This window comes from Terrabacter ginsenosidimutans (assembly GCF_039539425.1).
Lineage (GTDB): Bacteria > Actinomycetota > Actinomycetes > Actinomycetales > Dermatophilaceae > Terrabacter > Terrabacter ginsenosidimutans.
The window spans coordinates 52,537-71,017 of the sequence record NZ_BAABDC010000014.1 but is presented as its reverse complement, the minus strand read 5'-3'; the positions used below and the strand labels follow the sequence as shown (position 1 = coordinate 71,017).

The following is an 18,481-nucleotide window of genomic DNA, read 5'->3' as shown; positions in this document are numbered from 1 at the left end:
GTCGGCTCGGGCCCGGGTGTTCGCGACTGGTCAGGGCCCGCAGGACCGACGCCACGGACGCGCACTCGGTCGCGCTCGTCGGGACCCGGATGGCCGGGCTGCGGCCCGTGGTCCGCGACGACCAGCGGGAGGTGCTGCGGATCCTGGTCGACCGGCGTCGCGCCATCGGCGAGGAGCACACGTACAAGATCAACCAGCTGCATGCCCTTGTGCTGGAGTTGATTCCGGGCGGCGCCAAGCGTGACCTGTCCGCGGCCCAGGCACGCCGACTGCTCGCGTCGGTGCGCCCACGGGACGTCGTCGGCAAGACCCGCAAGCGCGTCGCGATGGAGCTCGTTGTCGACCTCGAGCGGATCTATGCCCGCAAGAAGGCCGCGAACAAGGAGCTGCTGGCGCTGCTGGCCGAGGTCGACACCACCCTGCTGGCCTTGCACGGCATCGGCCCCTCCGGTGCGGCACGGCTGCTGGCCGAGGTCGGCGACATCACCCGGTTCCCGGACCGGGCCCACATCGCGTCCTGGACCGGTACCGCCCCGATCGACGCCTCCTCCGGCGACAACGTGCGCCACCGGTTGTCCCGCGGCGGGAACCGCAAGATCAACCGGGTGCTGCACATCATGGCCACGGTCCAGCTGCGCACCCGGACCACCGACGGGCGGGCCTACTACGACCGGAAGGTCGCCACCGGCAAGACCCCGACCGAGGCGATGCGTTGCCTGAAACGACGCTTGTCCGACATCGTCTATCGGGCCCTGCTCGATGACCTGACCCGGCATGCCGTGACGGGCCCGGGAGGACACTCGGGCAACGACCCTGACTCCAGCGCGACCGGCTCACAGCTTGCGACCGGCTCTTCGGACAAGTCACTTCCCGGACCCGCCAACATCAAGCCTACGACCTCACTCCACCAGGCCTCTTGACACAGAAGGGAGCCATTAGCGAGCATCGACCTGCGCTGGACCGAGCACTCTCGTGAGTACTTCGGGCACACTCGGATCGTGGCTGCAACGAAGATGAGCCGCCTTGGACGGCGATGGCGGCACCGTGGCGAAGGCATCTGGAGTTGAATGGCGAGGTTGACGGGATGATGTGCGTCATCGCATTGCACAACGCGGCCCCGGCGCCATTCAGGTCCCGACAAGGGCGAGCCCGCAATGAAGGTGTACATGGCGAGAGTCAGGACCGGAGGAGGTGCCGAGATGTTCACGCACAGCATGGATGAGCCGGAGGCTCTCGCGGTCGCTGATCTCGCTGCCCAGACAGGCGTCGACCCGGCCGACATTGACGTGGTGGCGAACGACCGCGTGACGTGGCGTAACGGCTCGTTGGGCTGTCCGAAGCTCGGCTGTTCATACGCTCAGATGCTGGTCGAGGGCTACCGCATCGTGTTGCATGCTGGGGCGGAGAACTACGTCTACCACGGCGCGAATGGCGAGGCGCCGTTCCGCTGCTCCCAGCCCGATCCCAACGGGACTGTCGAGAGCAGCGCTGCCCCAGTGAGGCCATACAACCCTATGTAGCGGCTCGTCCACGGCATCCGCCACGCGACCGTAGACGAGGCCACCGCGCACCGGCGCCTCGACGAGCTCTTGGTGCGTCGGCGCGATTCGCGGCCGACGCGGCCGTCGTCCGCAGGTGTCCTCACGTCGGGCTCGGTCACATGATCAGCCCACCGTCTCCGCACTGCCGGCCCACGTGCGCCTCGGCTTCCTTGGGGGATGCGCTTGTGGGCGGACAGGACCCGTGGTGTCGCTCGGGCTCCCGATCCCCCCCGGCGCCGATCACCCGCGTCGACGTCCCTCACCGGCGAATGCGAAGGGCACTCCGCTGAGCTCGAGCAGCCGAGCAGCTCCTTCCAGTGGCGAGACTGGTCCTTCTCCTGGGAGCCCACCGATGTCGGACGCGTCGGGTGACCGGCCGGCAGATCAAGCTGCCGGCCGGTCCTTGGGACAAGGTTCGTGCGATCCTCGGCGTCCTATTCAAACGCCCTACCGAGGTTGTGATTCCCCACACCCTTGCGCCGCGACGTTGACTCCCGCAGACGGGAGCGCCGCAACCTACTCACAGGGGGTGGTTGAGCTCACCGCACGTCGTAGGCGCGCGTGATGGTCTGCGAGACCTTGGCGCCCTTGGCATCCGTGAGCTCGACACGCAGGCTGACCTGCTTGCCCGAGTCAGCGGAGTGGTTCACGACGAGGTCCGCACCAGTCGTGGTCAGGTTCGTCGTGCCCAGGACCCACGTCGTGCCGTTGTCGATCGACGTCCACACCTTCGCCTCGACGATGGCGCCGGAGTCGTAGCCGGGGTTGGCCTGGATCCGAGCCGGAATCGTCAGCAACCCTGCGGGGACGGTCTTCAGGCCGTCGGCCGGGACGTCGAGGCGCGGCATGAGCATCGGCAGCGCGCGGCTGTAGACATCGGGCTCCTCGTGCGAGTTGAACGACCACGTGGTGTCGGTGGCTGTCGAGCGCTTCCAGTACCGGAAGCTCGAGCTGGTGGCCTTCTCGACGTGCAGCGTCAGGTCATACCGGGCGTCGTCCGACGGGACGCTGAACACGCCGAACGGGTCAAGGCTCGACCCGATCTGGACTCCGTCGCGACTCAGCTGGAGGTTGCCCAGGTCGCCGAAGCTGCCCTGGTCGGCGTAGTGGTCGGCGCTGTCGCCCCAGACCATCGGGGCGACCCCGATGAGGGTGCCCTGACGCTCGCCGATCATCTGCGGCTTGCCGTTCTTGTCGGTACGCAGCGCGGGGGCGAGCGCTCCGCCGTACCACGAATCGTTGACCTCCTGGCCAGGGGTGAAGGTGCGCCACTCGTCGCTCATGACCTCGGCGAAACCGAAGCTCGACTGGACCGCCTTGAACCACTGGCTGCCGTCGTTGGTCGGGAAGTACTCGGTCCGGCTGCTCGGTGCGGCCACCCAGTCGGCGCCCAGCGAGAAGGCCACCGTGCTCGGGCGCTGGACAACAGTCTGGTCGAGGATGTCGGTCGGGACACCCATGCTCGCGAAGCTCGCGTTGATGTGCCCCAGTGATGCATCGGTCACGTCGTGCTTCTGGGCGGTGACCAGCTGGCCGTCGTTGTGGAAGCCGAGGGTGTAGGCGTACGGCGTCCTGTTCTGCGCCGACCAGGTGATGGTGCTCGGACCGGCCGCGAGCTCGTCGCCAAGCGCAGCACCCTCACCACTCGGCAGGGTGTAGGTCGGCAACGGAGCGGCGGAGGTGGAACTGGACGACGCGAACCACGTGCCGGGGTCGTCGCGGTAGAGCAGCAGCGCCTTGGCGCCGCCGGCCTTGGCGAGCGAGGCAATGGAGAAGTCGCTGGTACCGATCGCGACGTGGGCCACAGCGACCTTGCCCGTGACGACGACGTTCTTGAAGTCGTTCGCGGTGCCGGCCCCGACCGAGACCGCTTCGGCGCTGCCGTCGCCATCGAGGTTGCCCATACCGAGCTTGGCCGAGAGCGGGTGCAGGTCCAGACCGCCAGAGGTCGTCATCGAGGAGACGGGGGGCGCGACCAGCCGGCTGTAGTCACCGAACTCGAACGAGCCGTCGCCCTGGGCCACCTTGCCGTCGATCTTGGCGAAGAACTGCTTGGTGCCGGCGCCTGCGCCGAGCGACCCGGCGTAGTACCGGTCTGTGGGCCACAGCCGCTCGAAGGTCAGGACGGTCGTACGCAAATCGCTCGGCTGTTCTGTCGTGAGCGTGAGTGGGTGCGCCTGCCGGGCATCCAGGACGATCGTGGTGTTCTTGTCGATCGTGACCTCCGGCCGGGACAGGTAGGTCACCGACTGGGGGGTGGCCTTGCTGTTCGCGGCTGTGCCCGGGGTGGGCGTGGTCACGAACGAGCTGAGGAAGAACTTGCCCGGGCGCAGGGTGTAGGTCTGGTCCTTGCCGCCGACGGTCCGGTTGTCGCCCTTCGACGTGTCGGTGTTGACCATGGCGATCGACGACGAGCCGGAGGCCGGGTTGCCGTTGCGGTCGATGACCGACACCTTGACCGTCACCGCGGGAGCGGTCGCGTAGAGGTTGAACGCAGTTGAGACCCGCTGGTTCACACCCGTGGCGACGATGCGAGCGGTGATGTCACCGAGCGAGCTGTCGGGGATGTTTGCTCCGAGCTGGACCGTCACCGGGACACTGACGCTCGTGTGCGCCGGCACCACGACGTGCTGGGGCAGCTTGACGAGCGGGGTGTTCACCGGGCGGTTGTCGTTGCCGGTGAGCTTCTCGACGTTGAGGCGCAGGTCGATGGGGGCAGCGCCACGGTTGGTGTAGGTCAGGCTCTTCGCCTTGTACTCCTTCGTCTGCGGATACGCGAACTCGCCACCGTAGACGCTCGACTGGCCAGTGATGGTCTGGGAGAGCATCCGCCCGATGTCGAGACGACCAGCGCCGACCTCCTGGGCCCCGCCCGCGATCGTGGGGTCCGCCGAGGAGGTGAGTAGGTTCTTCAGCTGCTCACCTGTGAGGGCCGGGTTGGCCTCCTTGGCGATGGCCGCCGCCCCTGCGACGTGAGGCGTCGCCATCGACGTGCCGGACATCGCACGGTAGGCGTACAAGCCACGACCACCCGCGGCGGCCGCGAGGATGTTCACGCCGGGTGCGGCGATCTCAGGCTTCGTGAGGTGGCTGACGCCGACCGGGCCACGGCTGGAGAAGTAGGCGGTCGCGTCGGTCTTGTCGACCGCGCCGACCGTGAGCGCCGACGTGGCACATCCCGGGCTCGACACGGTGTTCTGGCCGGAGCCCATGTTGCCTGCCGCGATCACGAACAGGCTGGCGCTGGAGGCGGAGAGCGCGTTGACAGCTTGGGCGATCGGGTCGTCGCACGTCGTCGCAGGGGCGTTGCTGCCGAGGCTCATCGAGACGACGTCGGCGTGGTTGTCAACGGCCCACTGCATACCGGCGATGATGTCCGAGTCGTAACCGGCGCCGGTGTCGCCGAGCACCTTGCCGATGAGGAGGTTGGCGCCCGGGGCGACACCGCGCTCCTTCCCCCCGCTGGCGGCTCCCGTGCCTGCAACGGTCGACGCGACGTGCGTGCCGTGGCCAACGATGTCCTTGATGCCGTTCTTGGAGCCGGTGAAGTCCTTGCTCGCCGTGATCCGTCCGGCGAGGTCGGGGTGGTCCGCGTCGACGCCGGTGTCGAGGACTGCCACGGAGCTGCCCTTGCCGTCGAGGCCGGCCTGCCATGCCACTGGTGCCCCGACCTGCGCCGTCGAGTCGGCCAGCGTGGGGCGCACGGGACGGTCGAGCCAGATCTTCGACAGACCGCTGCCGGTGGCCGACGCCGCGTCGGTGAGCTGCGACCAGGCCGCTTCGACGTCCGTCTTGCTCACGGCATACGCCAGGGAGTTGACCGAGCTGAGGGCGCTGACCTCGGAGGCCCCCGTCGGCGCGGGCGTCGAGGCCGACACGGTGCGGCTGGCCTCGTCGTACTGCGCGATGAGCCGGATCGAGTCGGTGTGGGCGTCGTCGAAGCCGTTGGCAACCAGGCCGGTCACGTTGAAGAGTTCGCGGTCGACGAGGTCGGCGGCGAGTGCCTGGGCAGCGCCGGCCGGGAAGACGAAGAGGTTGTCGCCGTCGCGCAGCGTCTGGTAGTCGGGGATCGTGCCGTCCCCGCCGGGCATCACCTGGGCGATGGGCTGGCCGTCCGCGGTGCGAGTGACCCGGACCCGGTCACCCGAGATGAGGGTGACCGTGGCCGACGGCTGTGCCTTCGCGTGCTCGGCAGACCCGACGATGGGCTGCCGATCGCCGGCGGCCGAGGCCGCGAGGACGGATGGGGACAGGGCGGTCGCGGCGATGGCGAGCACGCCAGCGGACGCGAGGGTACTTCGACGCCAGGTGCGGCGCATGGGGGACCTCCGTGAAATGGGCGGGGGGGAAGACCCGACTGGGCAAGGACGACGCGGAGGGCCGGGCCTCCTGGCCGTGGCCGGCCCTGAGAGGGGACCGGCACCACTCGAAGGGTGCGGCACGCCACCCCCGTGGCGGAATGGGTACAGGGAGGCGGAGAATCGACATGTCGAAACTTCGCCATCCCGCCACACGCGCCCGGGCGCCCGGGATTCGTGCACGAGGAAGGCCGCATGACCTTGGAGATCGATCTCAGTGCGATCGGACTGACGGCCGCTCAGGAGCTGGAGTATCACTCACTCGTCGTCGACGGCGGGGGCACGGAGGACGCGCTCGCCACCCGATGGGATCGCTCCGCAGATGATGTCCGCCGCCTTCTCGTGTCGCTGCGCGACCTGGGTCTCGTCGAGCAGGCGACCTTCGACGGTGAGCGGCCCGTATGGTTCCCGACCGCGCCGGACGTCTCGTTGCAGGGACTCCTGAACTCGAGGCGTCACGCGCTTGCTGTGGCCGAGACCTCGGTGGCCCAGCTGACCGAGATCTTCCGCCGGGACCTCAACCATGCCGACGTCGGCGACCTCGTCGAGGTCGTGCTCGGTCCCGAGGCGGTCCGCGCACGTTTCCTGCAGCTCGAGCTGAGCGCCCGGGAGGAGGTCTGTGCGTTCGTCGACGCGAGGCCCGTGGCGGTGAACCCAGAGGAGAACCGTGCCGAGGTGCAGGCGCTCGGTCGCGGCGTCACGTTCCGAGTCGTCATCGAGCGCGCCTCATTCGACGACGAGGCCACCGCGGCGGAGACCCGGGACGCCCTCCGGGCGAATGCGCTTGTCCGTAGCGTGGCAACGGTTCCCACCAAACTGCTGGTCACCGATCGTGCCGTGGTGATGGCACCTCTCTCGGTTCGCGGCCACGACGCAGCTGCCGTCGTCATACGCGCCCCTAGCCTCGTGCAATCGCTGGTGACGCTGTTCGAGGCGGTGTGGGATTCGGGGATCCCTGTCGTGCTGGACCCCGAGGACGGTCTTGTCGACGGCCCTACCGGGCCGGACTCCCTCGACATCGCGCTCCTGTCGCACATGCTCAACGGGCTCACCGACGACGCCATCGGCAAGCGGCTCGGGGTGAGCGGCCGGACGGTGCAGCGCCGGCTGCGAGGGCTCATGGACCTCAGTGGATCCGCCTCCCGGATGCAGCTCGGCTGGGAAGCGTCCGAGCGTGGCTGGGTGACCCGTCGCTCGGTCGACTCCTGACGACGTCCCCGCCACGCTCGCGTCGTCGCTCTTCGGGCTCCGAGCCCGTTCAGCGATCCGCGAATACCGCCTGGTCCGCCGCGGTCCTCGCCACGCGCCGACGGGGTGCGACTCGGACCGCAGGCGGCCCTAGCCCTTCGAGACCGTCACCGAGGCGAAGAGGTTGAGTCCGAGTCGTTCCGCCAGGTACTTGGTGACCAGCTGACCGCGCACGCTGTTGCCGGCGACGTCGAGGGGAGGGGAGAAGGTGGCCAGGCCGCCCTTACCGGGCGCGACGGTGACGATGCCGCCGCTGACGCCGCTCTTCCCGGGCACGCCGACCTCGTAGAGCCAGTCTCCGGAGAGCTCGTACAGGCCGGCTGTGGCCATCACCGCCAGGACGCGCCGGCACACGCCCGGTCCGACGACCGCCTCTCCGGTCACCGGGTTCACCCCGCCGTTGGCCAGCGTGGACGCCATGACCGCGAGGTCGTGGACGGTGACGTCGAGCGAGCATTGGCGCGTGTAGACGTCGGTGGCCTCGTCGGGGTCGAAGTAGAGACGGCCGTAGCTCTGCAGCAGGTGGGCGATGCCCTGGTTGCGCAGGTTGGTGGCGGACTCCGAGGCGTAGACCCGCTCGTTGAAGCTGAGCTCACGGCCGGCGAAGCGCGAGAGGCCCTCCCTGACCCGGTCCCACTTGTCCTCGGCCGTGCTCCCGGGCACCAGGCTCGTGGCTGCGATCGCGCCCGCGTTGACCAACGGGTTCATCGTCCTGTCCAGGTTGAGCTCGACCGCCACCAGGGAGTCGAAGGGGAAGCCGGTGCTGTTGACCCCGAGGAGGCGTCGCGCGTCGACATCGCCGACCGCCTCGCAGACCAGCGCGAAGACGAACGGTTTCGACACGCTCTGGATCGAGAACGTCCTCTCGACGTCCCCGATCTCGAACGACCTTCCTCGAGCTCCCACCACGGAGATGCCGAACCAGTCCGGCGACGCTTCAGCCAGGACCGGGATGTAGTCGGCGACGGCACCCTCCCGGTTTGCCCGAAACCGCTCGTACGCCTCCGTGACGGCGACGATGACCTCGCTCGGTTCCGGTAGCTCTCCGGTCGAGATCGACGACCTGGCCGCTTCTTCGTCGAGCGGCAGCTGCTCATGCATCGACAGCCTGGTCATCGCGTGCCTCCAATGCTGGATGTGTGGAGCCTCTGACGCACCTGCGGCGTCACCATGACCTCAGGGTCTCCGGCCCGGTGCGCGGGCGGTGATCGCGGTGAGAGCGTCGGTCGGGGTACCCGGGAGGCCAAGCTGGTGCGCTCAGAGTCGGAGTGGGTCGCGTCTTGACGCGGAGGGAACCATGACCGGGTGCCGGTCGGCCCTGCATCCCACCATCGGGATGACCGGAACGCCGCGCGACGGGGCTTGCCGGTCCTGCGGCGAATCCGCAAGCTGAAGTAGTCATCCGACCGGGTCGAACGACACGTCTCCGGTCGCCAGGTCGAAGGCCGCCAGCCGCACGTCATGTCGTAGGTGGGCCTCATGGAGCCTGCGACGTAGCAGGTCGAGGCTGAAGACTGGCTTGGTGACGTTGACGAAGACACCCACGAAGGCCGCGGGCAACGGCTGGTCGGGGTAGGCGACCTCGGCCGCGTCCAAGATGACCGACAGCTTCTGAAAGTCCCCGACCACCTCCGCGTAGCCAAGCCGCGACATCTGCGTACCTGTGACTCTGAGCTCACTGATGACGGAGAAGTCCGCCAGTCGCGCCAGACCGGAGCGGGGGTTGCCAGGCCCGTCGGGAAGGTCCGGGGCGCCAGGGAACGCCCGACGCGGCACGCGCACGATCGGCCGACGCAAAGTCAGCATGTCGACTTTGAGGTTGCCGACGGGCCGGAAGTGCCGCGCGGCACCGGGGAGCAGGTGCCGCGGGTCGAAGTCCACGTCTCGCAGCACGTGCAGCGGGGTGAGGTGATCCATCGTGAAGTGCGCCAGCCAGGCCTGGTAGGTCGCTGCGGGGGCCACGGTGTCGTGGCACTGCGCCGCCAGTTCCCGCCATGCGTCCTCGAACACGCCGACGTGCCGCTCGCGAATGGGGTCGGCCGGAGCCGACTTGCCGTCTGCGCCACCGTCTCCCTCAGGACCGCCTGCGCCCCTGCACGTCCCGGCGCGGCTCACGAGCAGAGGAATGAGCCGGCGCTGCCACCTCAACGCGTCGACGAACCCACTCGACTCGCCGCGGCGGATGGGCTCGTCACGGTGAACCAGTTGCAGTTCGTCGGGCAGCGGGTCGACGGACAGGTCGACGCCGACGACCTCGGCGAAGGTGTCGAGAAGCAGACGCTGCACTGCACCCGTACCCGGCGGCACACAGGTTGACCCCAGCCGCGTGCGCATCGCAGCCCAGACCCACGGATCCCCGCGTAGCCCCCACTGCTCGGGCTCCCGCTCGAAGAGCTCGCTCATGACCTGAGACATGCATACTCCCTGACCCTCGAAGGTGCGCGTCACACTACGACCGCGCCAGACCGGTCGGGATCACTCCTCGCGGGCCAGATCCCCAAGCAGACACACTGCAAGAAGCACCTCAGGGCCACGGGCACGGTTGCGCATCGCTCGACGTCCCGTGCGCGGTCCCGGACCCCGGACCCTGTGAAGCATCGCGCTCACCATCGCCGCCTCGCTACTCTCGTCCTACGCGGCCGGACGGACGAGTCGGGCCAGGCCCTCGCCATGGGCCCGCCGCGGACCCGCGGATCGTGTCGGTCGAGGGAGCAGGCGGATGAGCGCAGGAAACACGAGGTCGATGACCTTCCGGGCGAGCGTCGGTGAGGCGGTCGCCGCCCTCCAGGACGCCGCGGGCCGCGCGGGGATGCAGCTCCTCTCCTCGGATGCTGCCAGCGGGATCTTCGTCTTCACCGCCGGGCGGATGGTGCTCGCCGCCGGAGAGAAGGTCACCGCTCAGATCAGTGAGGTAGCTCCGGGCACGGTGCAGGTGACGCTGTCCTCGAACCTGCAGTTCGGCGTGGGGAACATCGGGCGCAACGGTGCCGCCCGCGACCGCATGGGTGACGCCCTGGCTCAACTCCTCCCTCCGGCCGCCTAGGCAGGGCTGTACGGAGGCTGGCAGCCTCGCCCCGACTGCTCCGCGGCATTCATGCATGGGACGGCGCACCGCCCGATCCCGGTGGCGACCGAAAGCGGTTCCGTCGCCGGCGGACGCCGTGGTCGACGCGCTTCTCAGTGGAGCCGTTGAAGCCGCAGGACCGCGACGATCTCGCCCTCCCGGTGGCTCAGGCGCACGAGCTCTTGGTGCGGCTCGACCGATGTCGACCAGCGGTTCTTCTCCGCGAGACGCAGCTCGTCGATCCGGTCCTGCAGCTCGACAAGCTCCTGGATCAGCGCTCGGATCTCCGCACCGGACAAGGTCATCGTCATGCTCCGTCACAGGACGCGGGTCGGCGGCGTCTCACGCCGACCGCGCACCGTGAGCCGATGCCAGTGTCGGCGGCCCACGGATCGAGGCCAAGCGATCCCAGCGGACGTCTACGCCGGGACGTGCACACCCCCCGCTGTCGATGGTGGGCCAGCTGAGCTGGCCCTTGTCGAGGTCGCCTCACTCCGACGTGCCGACTTGGTAACAATGAGGATGAGGGGCCTCGGTTTCAGGTGCCGATATTGCGTCTCCTGTGTCGCCGGGACAGGCTCCGAACCGCGGGGCGGAACACGCTGGTTTGGCCACCCACGCACCATAAGTCCCCTCTGGTCACAGCGCGTCACCCGGAGAGGATGAGGGCGCGCTGTTGGTCACCCCCGTCAGCACCGCTCAACGTGAGCGGTGCAGGTTGGGCGAGACGGTCCTCGATCGACTCTCGGCGTTGCTTCCGCGGTTGATCGAGCCGGCCGGGCAGCTTCCTTCAGGTGCGTTATCCGTTGACGTCACCGCGGATGGGGTCCGCTACGGCGCGCGCGGGAGCGGAATGTCGCTCGGAACGTCCACGCTTGGTGACCCGGTGACTACGCCCCTCTGGAGGTCCGCGCTCACGAGCAGCCTGAGGTTGTCAACCTGCCGCTCGACATGTCGATCGAGCCACGAACCACGGGCCGCAGGAGTTGAAACTGGGGGTCCTGCCCACACTCTGGTTCCGAAAGACCTGGAGCTGGGCGCAGCGCACCGACCGGCCGCGCTGTCGCTCGACGGGGACTCGATCGCATCGGCTCGGCGGCTACCGGCCGCAGGCACCGTCGCCCCGGGACGAGCAGGCGTGCGACCAGGTGTCGCGGCCCGGCGCAGCGACGCCGACGACTTCTACGGCGCACTCGGCCGGACCTCGAAGGGCCGCACATGCGCCGAAACCGGTTAAATCGGTATCGGCGACAGGCCGAGAACTGCGTTACGCTCGCAGGACCCTCCCCTCAAGCGGCCACAGGGGGCCGACATGGTTGGACCGCGCCACGCGCGAATGACTGCTCCTTCTCAGGCCGCTCACACGATCGAGCGCGGTCGGCTCGTGCCGTTCATCGACCACCGGCACGTGGTGGTGCTTGTCGGTATGGCGGGCTACGGCAAGTCGACGCTGCTCGCGGCCGCCGCCCGGCGCCAGCAGGTAGAGGGTGCCGCCATCTGGTTAGGCGTGGACGACTCGGACCGGTCGCCAGTGCGGCTCGTCTCCGACCTGATCACGGCCATGGACCTGGCGGGGCTCGAAGAGCTGGGCGCCGACCTGGAGCCGCTGCGGGCATCCGGCCTGCGGGCCGAGCCGCTGGCCCTCGTGGACTCTCTGCTGGAGGTGCTCTACCAGGCTGCGCTGCCCTTGACTCTCGTGTTGGATGACGTGCAGGACCTCACCGGGTCGCCGGGCTCGATCCAGGTGGTCGACCACATCCTCAAGTGGGCCCCCACGAACCTGCGCATCGCCGTGGCCGCACGCGTCGTGCCCCCGCTGAGGTTGCAGCGGCTGCGGCTCGATGACCGGCTCGCGTACCTGACCCACGAGGAGCTCGCGTTCAGCCCGGAGGAGACCTCCGACGCGGTGCGTGTCGCCGGCCTCGACCTTGACGCCGAGACCGTCGAGGCGATCCATCGCGCTACCGGCGGCTGGCCCGCCGGTGTGCGCATGGCGATCCTCAGCTCACGCCAGTACGGCTTCCGCCAGCAGGTCCCGACACAGCTGCGGCGCGACCAGGCGCTGGCCGAGTACCTCGCCACCGAGGTCCTTGCCTCCCTCACCGACGACCTCAGGGACTTCGTCCTTGACAGCACCCTGGACGAGCACGTGTGCCCGTCGCTCATCGACAGCGTGCGGGGAACGCACAATGCCGAGGCGCTCCTCGAGCAGTGCGTCGCCGACGGCCTGTTCCTGTCCCGCGGCGCCGGCGACAGCGAGGAGGCCTGGTACTACTGGCATCCCCTCTTCGCTGCCCACATCCACCGGCGTCTGGTCGCCGACTACCCCGAGCGGGCCGCCGCCCAGCACGCGGCGGCGGCGGACTGGTGGAGCGCCGTCGACGCGCCGATCGCGATCCGGCACGCAGTGGCGGCCGGCGACGGTGAGCAGGCCTCTCGTATCTTCGCCGACCGCTGGCTCGAGCTGTTCCTCGAGGGACAGGTCGATGCAATGCTCGACGCCCTCGAGCTGGTCCCGAAAGGCTCTGTGTATTCCGCGGACACTCATCTGGCCCGGGCCCTGACGCTCGTGCAGGGAGGGAGGATGGGCGACGCGCAGGTGGAGATCGACGAGGCCCAGAACGCGCGCATCTTGCTCCCGGATGAGGCCAAGGCGGAGTTCGAGGACCGGATGGCCGTCGTCGCGCTGTTCCGGACCGGGGTCGGCCTGGGCGTGAGCGCGGCCGGCGAGGCCGGTACGGCGCTGCTCGAGAGGTTCGACCTTGGGCAGCACTCACCCGTCCCGGCCGTCTTGGCGTCCGTGCAGATGTTCGTCGGCATGGGCGAGGCCCGGTTGCAGGCCGGTCCGGCCCTGGAGATGCTCCGGTCCTCGGCGGCCACGGCGCACGACACCGGCCTGGTCGCCCTCGAACTGACGGCCCTCGCGGAGTCGTGCTTCCCCGCCGTGGCGGAAGGACGACTCGGTGAGGTCCACGAGCTTGCCGTCACCGTCCTTGCCCGCGCCGACGAACGCGGTTGGGTGGGGCTCGCAACGCTGGCTCCAGCGGTCGCCTTCCTCGGTTGGCTGGACTACTGCCGGGCCAACCTCACGGCGGCCCGGACGCAGCTAGAGCGCGGGCTGTCGATGATGCTGCCCTTCGACTTCGAGCTGCGCGGCCTCACCCTGGACTACCTGACGATGGCGTGCCTGGCTCTGGGCGACGTCGCCGGCGCGAAGCGGGCCGTGACCCAGGTCCGGGCGCTCGTGGAGTCCGGGCGCAGCGCGCCGGCATGGCCCTCCATGCTGGCCGGGCTGGAGGGGCTGGTCCTCATGGCCGAAGGGAGGACGTGTGAGGCGGTGGCGCTGGCCAGGCAGCCGGTTGCCGAACCCGAAGACCCCCTCGCTCGCGCCAACCGCGCGAAGGTGTTCGTCCAGGCGGGACTCGCAGGCGAGGCGCTTGCTGAGCTCGACCACATCCCAACGACGAACAGGCTCGTCTACGTCGAGTGTGTCTGCCGTTCCCTCGAGGCAGAGGCGCACGTCGCCCTGGGTGACCTGAACGCGGCGCACGCCTCGCTCGAGCTCGCCCTGGCCGCAGCCGAGCCAGACGGGCTCTACGGGCCCTTCCTCAGTGCCGGCGAACCCGTGACAGGTCTTCTCAAGGCCCATCTGCGCCATGGCACGGCGCACCCCACAGCGGTGACGCACGTGCTGGGGCGCATCGCTCAGGGGCAGCCCCACAACGTCACGGGGTGGGGCGAGCGGCTCACCGAACGGGAGCAGGTGATCCTCCAGTACCTCGCCACCAACCTCACCAACGCCGAGATCGCCGAGGCCGAGTTCATCTCCCTCCACACGGCCAAGACCCACATCGCGCACATCTACCGGAAGCTGGGCGTCAGCAGCCGCCGAGCCGCGATCCGTCGAGCCGCGGAGCTCGAGCTCTACTGAGGAGCGACGGGCAACCAGCTCACCAGGTGTGAGTCATTTGCGTCCTCTTGGACGACGAACGAGCCTCCCAAGCCGCGACGCGGGCCTTGGCGCTCGGGCTTCTTGGGTAGGCATGGCTTCCCGAACCCGACGACGGTTCCGGCGATCTCGCCCGAGTTGACGTCTTGTCTAGCGGTCCGCGGGACGACCGCCCAGACAAGTCGCGGCAATAGGGATGCCGGACCAGTACGGCCTGCGGAGGGTCGTCCAGAAGGAAGACCGCGTTGATGAGGTAGTCGCTGGGAGCCATGACTCAAGGCTGCGCGGCACGGACCCTCCGCGTCGTCGGAGCCAGGGTTGACCCTGGGTTGAACCACCTCTCATGTCCGGGCCGATGCACGCACCACGAGCGGCATAACCGGACGTCGACCCCGCGCAGTCGATCTAGGCCTGCGGGGCCGCGAGGGTGAGCCATTGCTCGTCCACGTGACGCCCAAGGCGGGTTCGCCGCGAGGATGCCGAGGTTCTCGTCTGAGCCGCCGGTGCGGGCCACCGTCACGCCGTCGCGGCTCAACGCCACGCCGACGATCGTTCTGACCGCCGGGCACAGGTTTGGCTGCAGCGGCCCCCCGGTGCTCTACGTCGGTCAGGGCGGGGGCGACGGCTGGCGGGACGCGCCCCGCGCGGGAACCCTCGCTGTCGGCGAGGTTCCCGGGCCACCCCTCCAAGAGCAACCCGGGAACCCCTGACGCCGGCCAACTGGGGGTCAACCCGACGTCACTCTGTAGACGATCGAACGCCGAAATCATGACGTGGTTCCGCGCCCCTGGCGATGGCATCGGGCTCGGAGCCCGAGCATCGGCTGGGGCGCCAGCTCCTGCAGTTGCCGGCGCAGTGTCCACCCAGCCGCCATAGAGCTGTTCCGGCCCGTTCTCATCGAGGTAGACCGCTGCCTGGGTGATGGAGCGTCCGACACCGAGCGCCGGCTGCGGACGCTCCACCACATTCTCGACACCATGAACCACGACCGCTCACCGGCCCAGTGAGGCGTGGCGCACGCCCTGAGCGCGGCAGACCCGTGCGTTCGGGCGGTAGCGGTCGGCTGGGCCTACTTCCAGCAGAAGCCGGTCCAGGAGTTCGGTGCGCAGCACGGGATCCTGACGCAGGCCTGGTCACCTATCGGTGGCATCACGTTCTACCGGGACGGCAGCAGCGGCAGCACGCTGCAGGATCCGGTCATCGGCGGCATCGCCGACGCGCACGGCAAGAGCCCGGCGCAGGTGATGCTGCGTTGCTTGCCGCAGCCGGCTACCGTGTCGCGCTGCCCCGACACGCCGACCGGATCGCAGCTCTCGCCCACGAGCTCGGCGACAGAGTCATCGCCATCGAGGCCGACGTCACCGACCGCGACAGTCTGCTCGCGGCGGCAGACCATGTGCAGACCGAGCTCGGCGGTGCGGCGGTGCTCGTCAACAACGCCGGCGTCATGCTGCTCGGCCCGTTCGCCGCCGACCAGCGCGACGACTACCGCCGGATGGTCGAGGTCAACCTGCTCGGCGCGATCACCGCTACCGAGGTGTTCCTCGACCAGCTCAGGGCAGCCGCATCCGACGGAGGCGCTGACATCGTCAACATCTCGTCCGTCGCCGGTCGCACCGCGCGCCGGCAACGGCGTCTACGCGGCGACGAAGTGGGGCCTCAACGCATGGTCCGAGTCGCTCCGCCAGGAGCTGCCGCCCGACGTGCGCGTCACCCTCATCGAGCCCGGCGTGGTCGCCACCGAGCTCCCGACCCACATCACCCACGCGGAGACCCGCGAGGGCGTCGGCAGGCTCTACGACCAGGCCGAGGTCACGGCAGACGACGTCGCCGAGGTCATCGCCTTCGCCCTCAGCCGCCCACGGCGCCTCGCCATCAACGAGATCCTGCTGCGACCTGCCGGCCAGTTCTGAGACCCGACGAGCTGCGCGTACGCCGCCGGCGTCAGTGCGCGTCGAGAACGAAGAAGAGGAAGCAGATGAAGGCGGTTCGCTCGCCGAGGTCGGGCGGGAGGAGCTCGCGTGGTGTGTCGGGTGAGAAGGGAGGCTCGCTGATGACGGCGATGCGGAAGCCGGCCTCCGTGAACGCGTCGGCCATGGCGTGCAGAGGCCGGTGCCAGAAGGTGAGCACCGCGTTCTGGCCGTCGGCGAAGGAGTACTCGTCCGAGTACTGCGTGACGGAGAAGTAGTCGGCGCTGGGGTCGCTGGCCTCGAGGATGCGAGGGTGGTTGACCGCCAGCAGGAGGCGGCCACCAGGCTTGAGGACGCGCCGCAGCTCCGAGAGCGGTGCCGTCCAGTCCTTCAGGTAGTGCAGCACGAGCGAGCAGACGACGTCGTCGAACGTGCCGTCGGCGTACGGCAGCGGCTGGCTGAGGTCGGCCACCTGCAGGTCCACGTCCTCACCCAGTCGCTGCCGCGCGAGCTCGAGCATGGCTGTGCTGGAGTCGAATCCGGTCACGAGGGCGCCCTTGGCGCGGAGGGCTTCGGTCAGGGGACCGGAGCCGCACCCGGCGTCGAGCACCCGACGACCGCGGACGTCGCCGGCGAGCTCGATCATGGCCGGTCGCGCGTAGTAGGCGTTGAAGAGGTTCGACTCGTTGGACTTCGCATAGCTCTCGGCGAAGCTGTCGTAGTGGTCGGCCCTCATCGAATCCCTCGCTCCTTGGGTGCTCCCCGGCCGGGAGCGACCCGCCCAAGGCTGGCACAGCCAGCGCGGCGGTGCCCGTGGCACGCCGTGGCCGCCCACGGTGTGCGGTCCGTTGCTGCACCCCGAGCAACTACTATGTGCGTATGAACGCAGATGCGCAGCAGGCGTTGCCGGACGAGCAGGTCGAGCTCGCCGTCGAGATCTTCCGGATGCTGGCCGACGGGTCCCGGGTCCGGATGCTGTGGGCGCTGAGCGACGGCGAGCTGTCGGTCACCGAGCTCGCCGACCGTCTCCAGAAGCCCGGTCCGTCGGTCTCCCAGCACCTCGCCAAGCTGCGGATGGCCCGGATGGTGCGCACGCGCCGAGAGGGCAACCAGGTCTTCTACCGGGTTGAGAACGAGCACATCGCCAGCCTGGTTCGAGACGCCATCCACAACGCGGAGCACGCGGGTGACGGCATACCCGAGCATCACCGGGCCGCTGGCCCGTCCGGGCTCAGGAGTGCCCCATGAGTGAGACGAACCAACGCCACGTGCCCGGCAACGTGCGTATGCCGTCGCCGAACTCACCGGACGACGCTGACCATGAGCACGGCCACGGGCACAGGCACTCCGCTGGGTCCCAGGGGCATGCGCACCGCTCGGGGCTCTGGGCCACGGTGACGCACGCCTTCACGCCGCACTCGCACGACGCGACGGACTCCATCGACTCGGCCCTGGAGTCCAGCGCCCGAGGGGTCCGGGCGGTGAAGATCAGCCTCGTGGGGCTGGGGGTGACCGCGCTGCTGCAGCTGGTCATCGTGTGCTTCTCCGGATCCGTGGCCCTGCTCGCCGACACGATCCACAACTTCTCCGATGCCCTGACGGCGGTGCCCTTGTGGATCGCCTTCGTGCTCGGGCGCCGCGCCGCCACCAGGCGCTACACCTACGGTTACGGGCGCGCCGAGGACCTGGCCGGGCTGTTCGTCATCGCGATGATCGCCCTGTCGGCCGTGGTCGCGGGGTGGGAGGCGGTCGACCGGCTGCTGAACCCCGCGCCGGTGCACAACCTCGGCTGGGTGGCCGTCGCCGGGTTCCTCGGCTTCCTCGGCAACGAGGCCGTCGCCGTCTTCCGCATCCGTGAGGGCAAGGCCATCGGTTCAGCGGCCCTGGTCGCCGACGGCTACCACGCCCGCACCGACGGGTTCACCTCGCTCGCCGTCCTTGTCGGCGCGGCAGGGGTGGCCGTCGGCTGGAGCTGGGCCGACCCGGTCGTCGGTCTCGTCATCACCGTGGCCATCGTCCTTGTCCTGCGCACCGCCGCCCGAGACGTCTTCAGACGCCTCATGGACGGCGTCGATCCTGAGCTCGTGGAGCAGGCCGAGGCCACGCTGATCCAGGTCCCCGGCGTCACTGCGGTACGGGCGGTCCGGATGCGTTGGATCGGTCACGAGATGCGCGCCGACGCCGAGCTGGACGTCGAGCCCTCCACGTCCCTGACCGACGCTCACGCGCTGGCCCACCATGCCGAGGCAGAGCTGGTCCGCACCGTGCCGAAGTTGACCGCGGCCGTCGTGCACGCCTATCCCGCGCACCCGGGCAGGCAGGCGCCGACCGACCACGGCCACAACCACGACCTCGGCCACGACCACGTCCACTGAGGCAGGTGTCGCCGCGTCCGGCCATCACCGGCCACC

General features: G+C 69.3%; 12 protein-coding genes and 2 pseudogenes. 9 read left to right on the top strand and 5 right to left on the bottom strand.

Going from position 1 to position 18,481, the window contains the following annotated elements:
- The coding region (locus tag ABD831_RS21660) for a transposase (protein WP_344951998.1) at positions 1 to 920 on the top strand (920 nt) is incomplete at its 5' end.
- A gap of 234 nt (positions 921 to 1,154) precedes the next feature.
- Positions 1,155 to 1,520 (top strand): hypothetical protein, encoded by a 366-nt coding sequence (locus tag ABD831_RS21655; RefSeq protein WP_344951995.1) that lies wholly within the window; start codon positions 1,155 to 1,157, stop codon positions 1,518 to 1,520.
- 560 nt (positions 1,521 to 2,080) lie between these two features.
- Here the strand turns inward: ABD831_RS21655 and ABD831_RS21650 are convergent.
- On the bottom strand, positions 2,081 to 5,818 hold the full coding sequence (locus ABD831_RS21650) for a S8 family serine peptidase (RefSeq protein ID WP_344951992.1): 3,738 nt from the start codon (positions 5,816 to 5,818) through the stop codon (positions 2,081 to 2,083).
- A 276-nt stretch (positions 5,819 to 6,094) separates the two neighbouring features.
- Here ABD831_RS21650 and ABD831_RS21645 point away from each other — a divergent pair, with 276 nt between their 5' ends.
- On the top strand, positions 6,095 to 7,108 hold the full coding sequence (locus tag ABD831_RS21645) for a helix-turn-helix transcriptional regulator (protein WP_344951989.1): 1,014 nt from the start codon (positions 6,095 to 6,097) through the stop codon (positions 7,106 to 7,108).
- A 129-nt stretch (positions 7,109 to 7,237) separates the two neighbouring features.
- Here the strand turns inward: ABD831_RS21645 and glsA are convergent, their stop codons facing one another.
- A complete protein-coding gene (glsA, locus tag ABD831_RS21640) occupies positions 7,238 to 8,263 on the bottom strand; it encodes a glutaminase A (protein ID WP_344951986.1) in 1,026 nt (341 codons plus the stop codon).
- Between the two features lie 282 nt (positions 8,264 to 8,545).
- Positions 8,546 to 9,595, bottom strand: a complete 1,050-nt coding sequence (locus ABD831_RS21635) for a hypothetical protein (RefSeq protein ID WP_344951983.1) — start codon at positions 9,593 to 9,595, stop codon at positions 8,546 to 8,548.
- 271 nt (positions 9,596 to 9,866) lie between these two features.
- On the opposite strand from ABD831_RS21635, the gene ABD831_RS21630 reads away from it, so the two are divergent.
- A complete protein-coding gene (locus ABD831_RS21630) occupies positions 9,867 to 10,190 on the top strand; it encodes a hypothetical protein (RefSeq protein WP_344951981.1) in 324 nt (107 codons plus the stop codon).
- Positions 10,191 to 10,324: 134 nt separating this feature from the next.
- Here ABD831_RS21630 and ABD831_RS21625 read toward each other — a convergent pair whose 3' ends face one another.
- Positions 10,325 to 10,522 carry a hypothetical protein gene (locus ABD831_RS21625; protein ID WP_344951977.1) on the bottom strand — a complete coding sequence of 66 codons (198 nt, stop codon included), beginning with the start codon at positions 10,520 to 10,522 and terminating at the stop codon, positions 10,325 to 10,327.
- 1,025 nt (positions 10,523 to 11,547) lie between these two features.
- Between ABD831_RS21625 and ABD831_RS21620 the strand changes: the two genes are divergently transcribed.
- From ABD831_RS21620 to ABD831_RS21610, 3 genes and pseudogenes are all read left to right on the top strand, one after another.
- Entirely contained in the window at positions 11,548 to 14,142 is a 2,595-nt protein-coding gene (locus ABD831_RS21620) for a winged helix-turn-helix domain-containing protein (RefSeq protein WP_344951974.1), read from the top strand.
- Positions 14,143 to 15,230: 1,088 nt separating this feature from the next.
- A pseudogene (locus ABD831_RS21615) lies at positions 15,231 to 15,413 on the top strand (aldo/keto reductase); the annotation flags it as partial.
- A pseudogene (locus ABD831_RS21610) lies at positions 15,413 to 16,073 on the top strand (SDR family oxidoreductase). The pseudogenes ABD831_RS21615 and ABD831_RS21610, both read left to right, overlap by 1 nt.
- Positions 16,074 to 16,104: 31 nt before the next feature.
- Here ABD831_RS21610 and ABD831_RS21605 read toward each other — a convergent pair.
- Positions 16,105 to 16,806: a class I SAM-dependent methyltransferase gene (locus ABD831_RS21605; RefSeq protein ID WP_344951971.1), complete on the bottom strand. Its 702-nt coding sequence runs from the start codon at positions 16,804 to 16,806 to the stop codon at positions 16,105 to 16,107.
- Between the two features lie 143 nt (positions 16,807 to 16,949).
- Here ABD831_RS21605 and ABD831_RS21600 point away from each other — a divergent pair, with 143 nt between their 5' ends.
- Together ABD831_RS21600 and ABD831_RS21595 are read left to right on the top strand one after the other, a co-directional pair.
- Complete coding sequence (locus ABD831_RS21600) at positions 16,950 to 17,318, top strand: ArsR/SmtB family transcription factor (RefSeq protein WP_344951968.1); 369 nt, start codon at positions 16,950 to 16,952, stop codon at positions 17,316 to 17,318.
- A gap of 38 nt (positions 17,319 to 17,356) precedes the next feature.
- Positions 17,357 to 18,445 carry a cation diffusion facilitator family transporter gene (locus ABD831_RS21595; protein ID WP_425582869.1) on the top strand — a complete coding sequence of 363 codons (1,089 nt, stop codon included), beginning with the start codon at positions 17,357 to 17,359 and terminating at the stop codon, positions 18,443 to 18,445.
- Positions 18,446 to 18,481: the final 36 nt, after the last annotated feature.

What these genes read in the sequence shown, in the direction of transcription:
- ABD831_RS21655 (WP_344951995.1), top strand. Translation starts at nt 1,155, where the DNA reads ATGAAGGTGTACATGGCGAGAGTCAGGACCGGAGGAGGTGCCGAGATG.
- ABD831_RS21645 (WP_344951989.1), top strand. Translation starts at nt 6,095, where the DNA reads ATGACCTTGGAGATCGATCTCAGTGCGATCGGACTGACGGCCGCTCAG.
- glsA (WP_344951986.1), bottom strand. Translation starts at nt 8,263, where the DNA reads ATGACCAGGCTGTCGATGCATGAGCAGCTGCCGCTCGACGAAGAAGCG.
- ABD831_RS21630 (WP_344951981.1), top strand. Translation starts at nt 9,867, where the DNA reads ATGAGCGCAGGAAACACGAGGTCGATGACCTTCCGGGCGAGCGTCGGT.
- ABD831_RS21625 (WP_344951977.1), bottom strand. Translation starts at nt 10,522, where the DNA reads ATGACGATGACCTTGTCCGGTGCGGAGATCCGAGCGCTGATCCAGGAG.
- ABD831_RS21620 (WP_344951974.1), top strand. Translation starts at nt 11,548, where the DNA reads ATGACTGCTCCTTCTCAGGCCGCTCACACGATCGAGCGCGGTCGGCTC.
- ABD831_RS21605 (WP_344951971.1), bottom strand. Translation starts at nt 16,806, where the DNA reads ATGAGGGCCGACCACTACGACAGCTTCGCCGAGAGCTATGCGAAGTCC.
- ABD831_RS21600 (WP_344951968.1), top strand. Translation starts at nt 16,950, where the DNA reads ATGAACGCAGATGCGCAGCAGGCGTTGCCGGACGAGCAGGTCGAGCTC.
- ABD831_RS21595 (WP_425582869.1), top strand. Translation starts at nt 17,357, where the DNA reads ATGCCGTCGCCGAACTCACCGGACGACGCTGACCATGAGCACGGCCAC.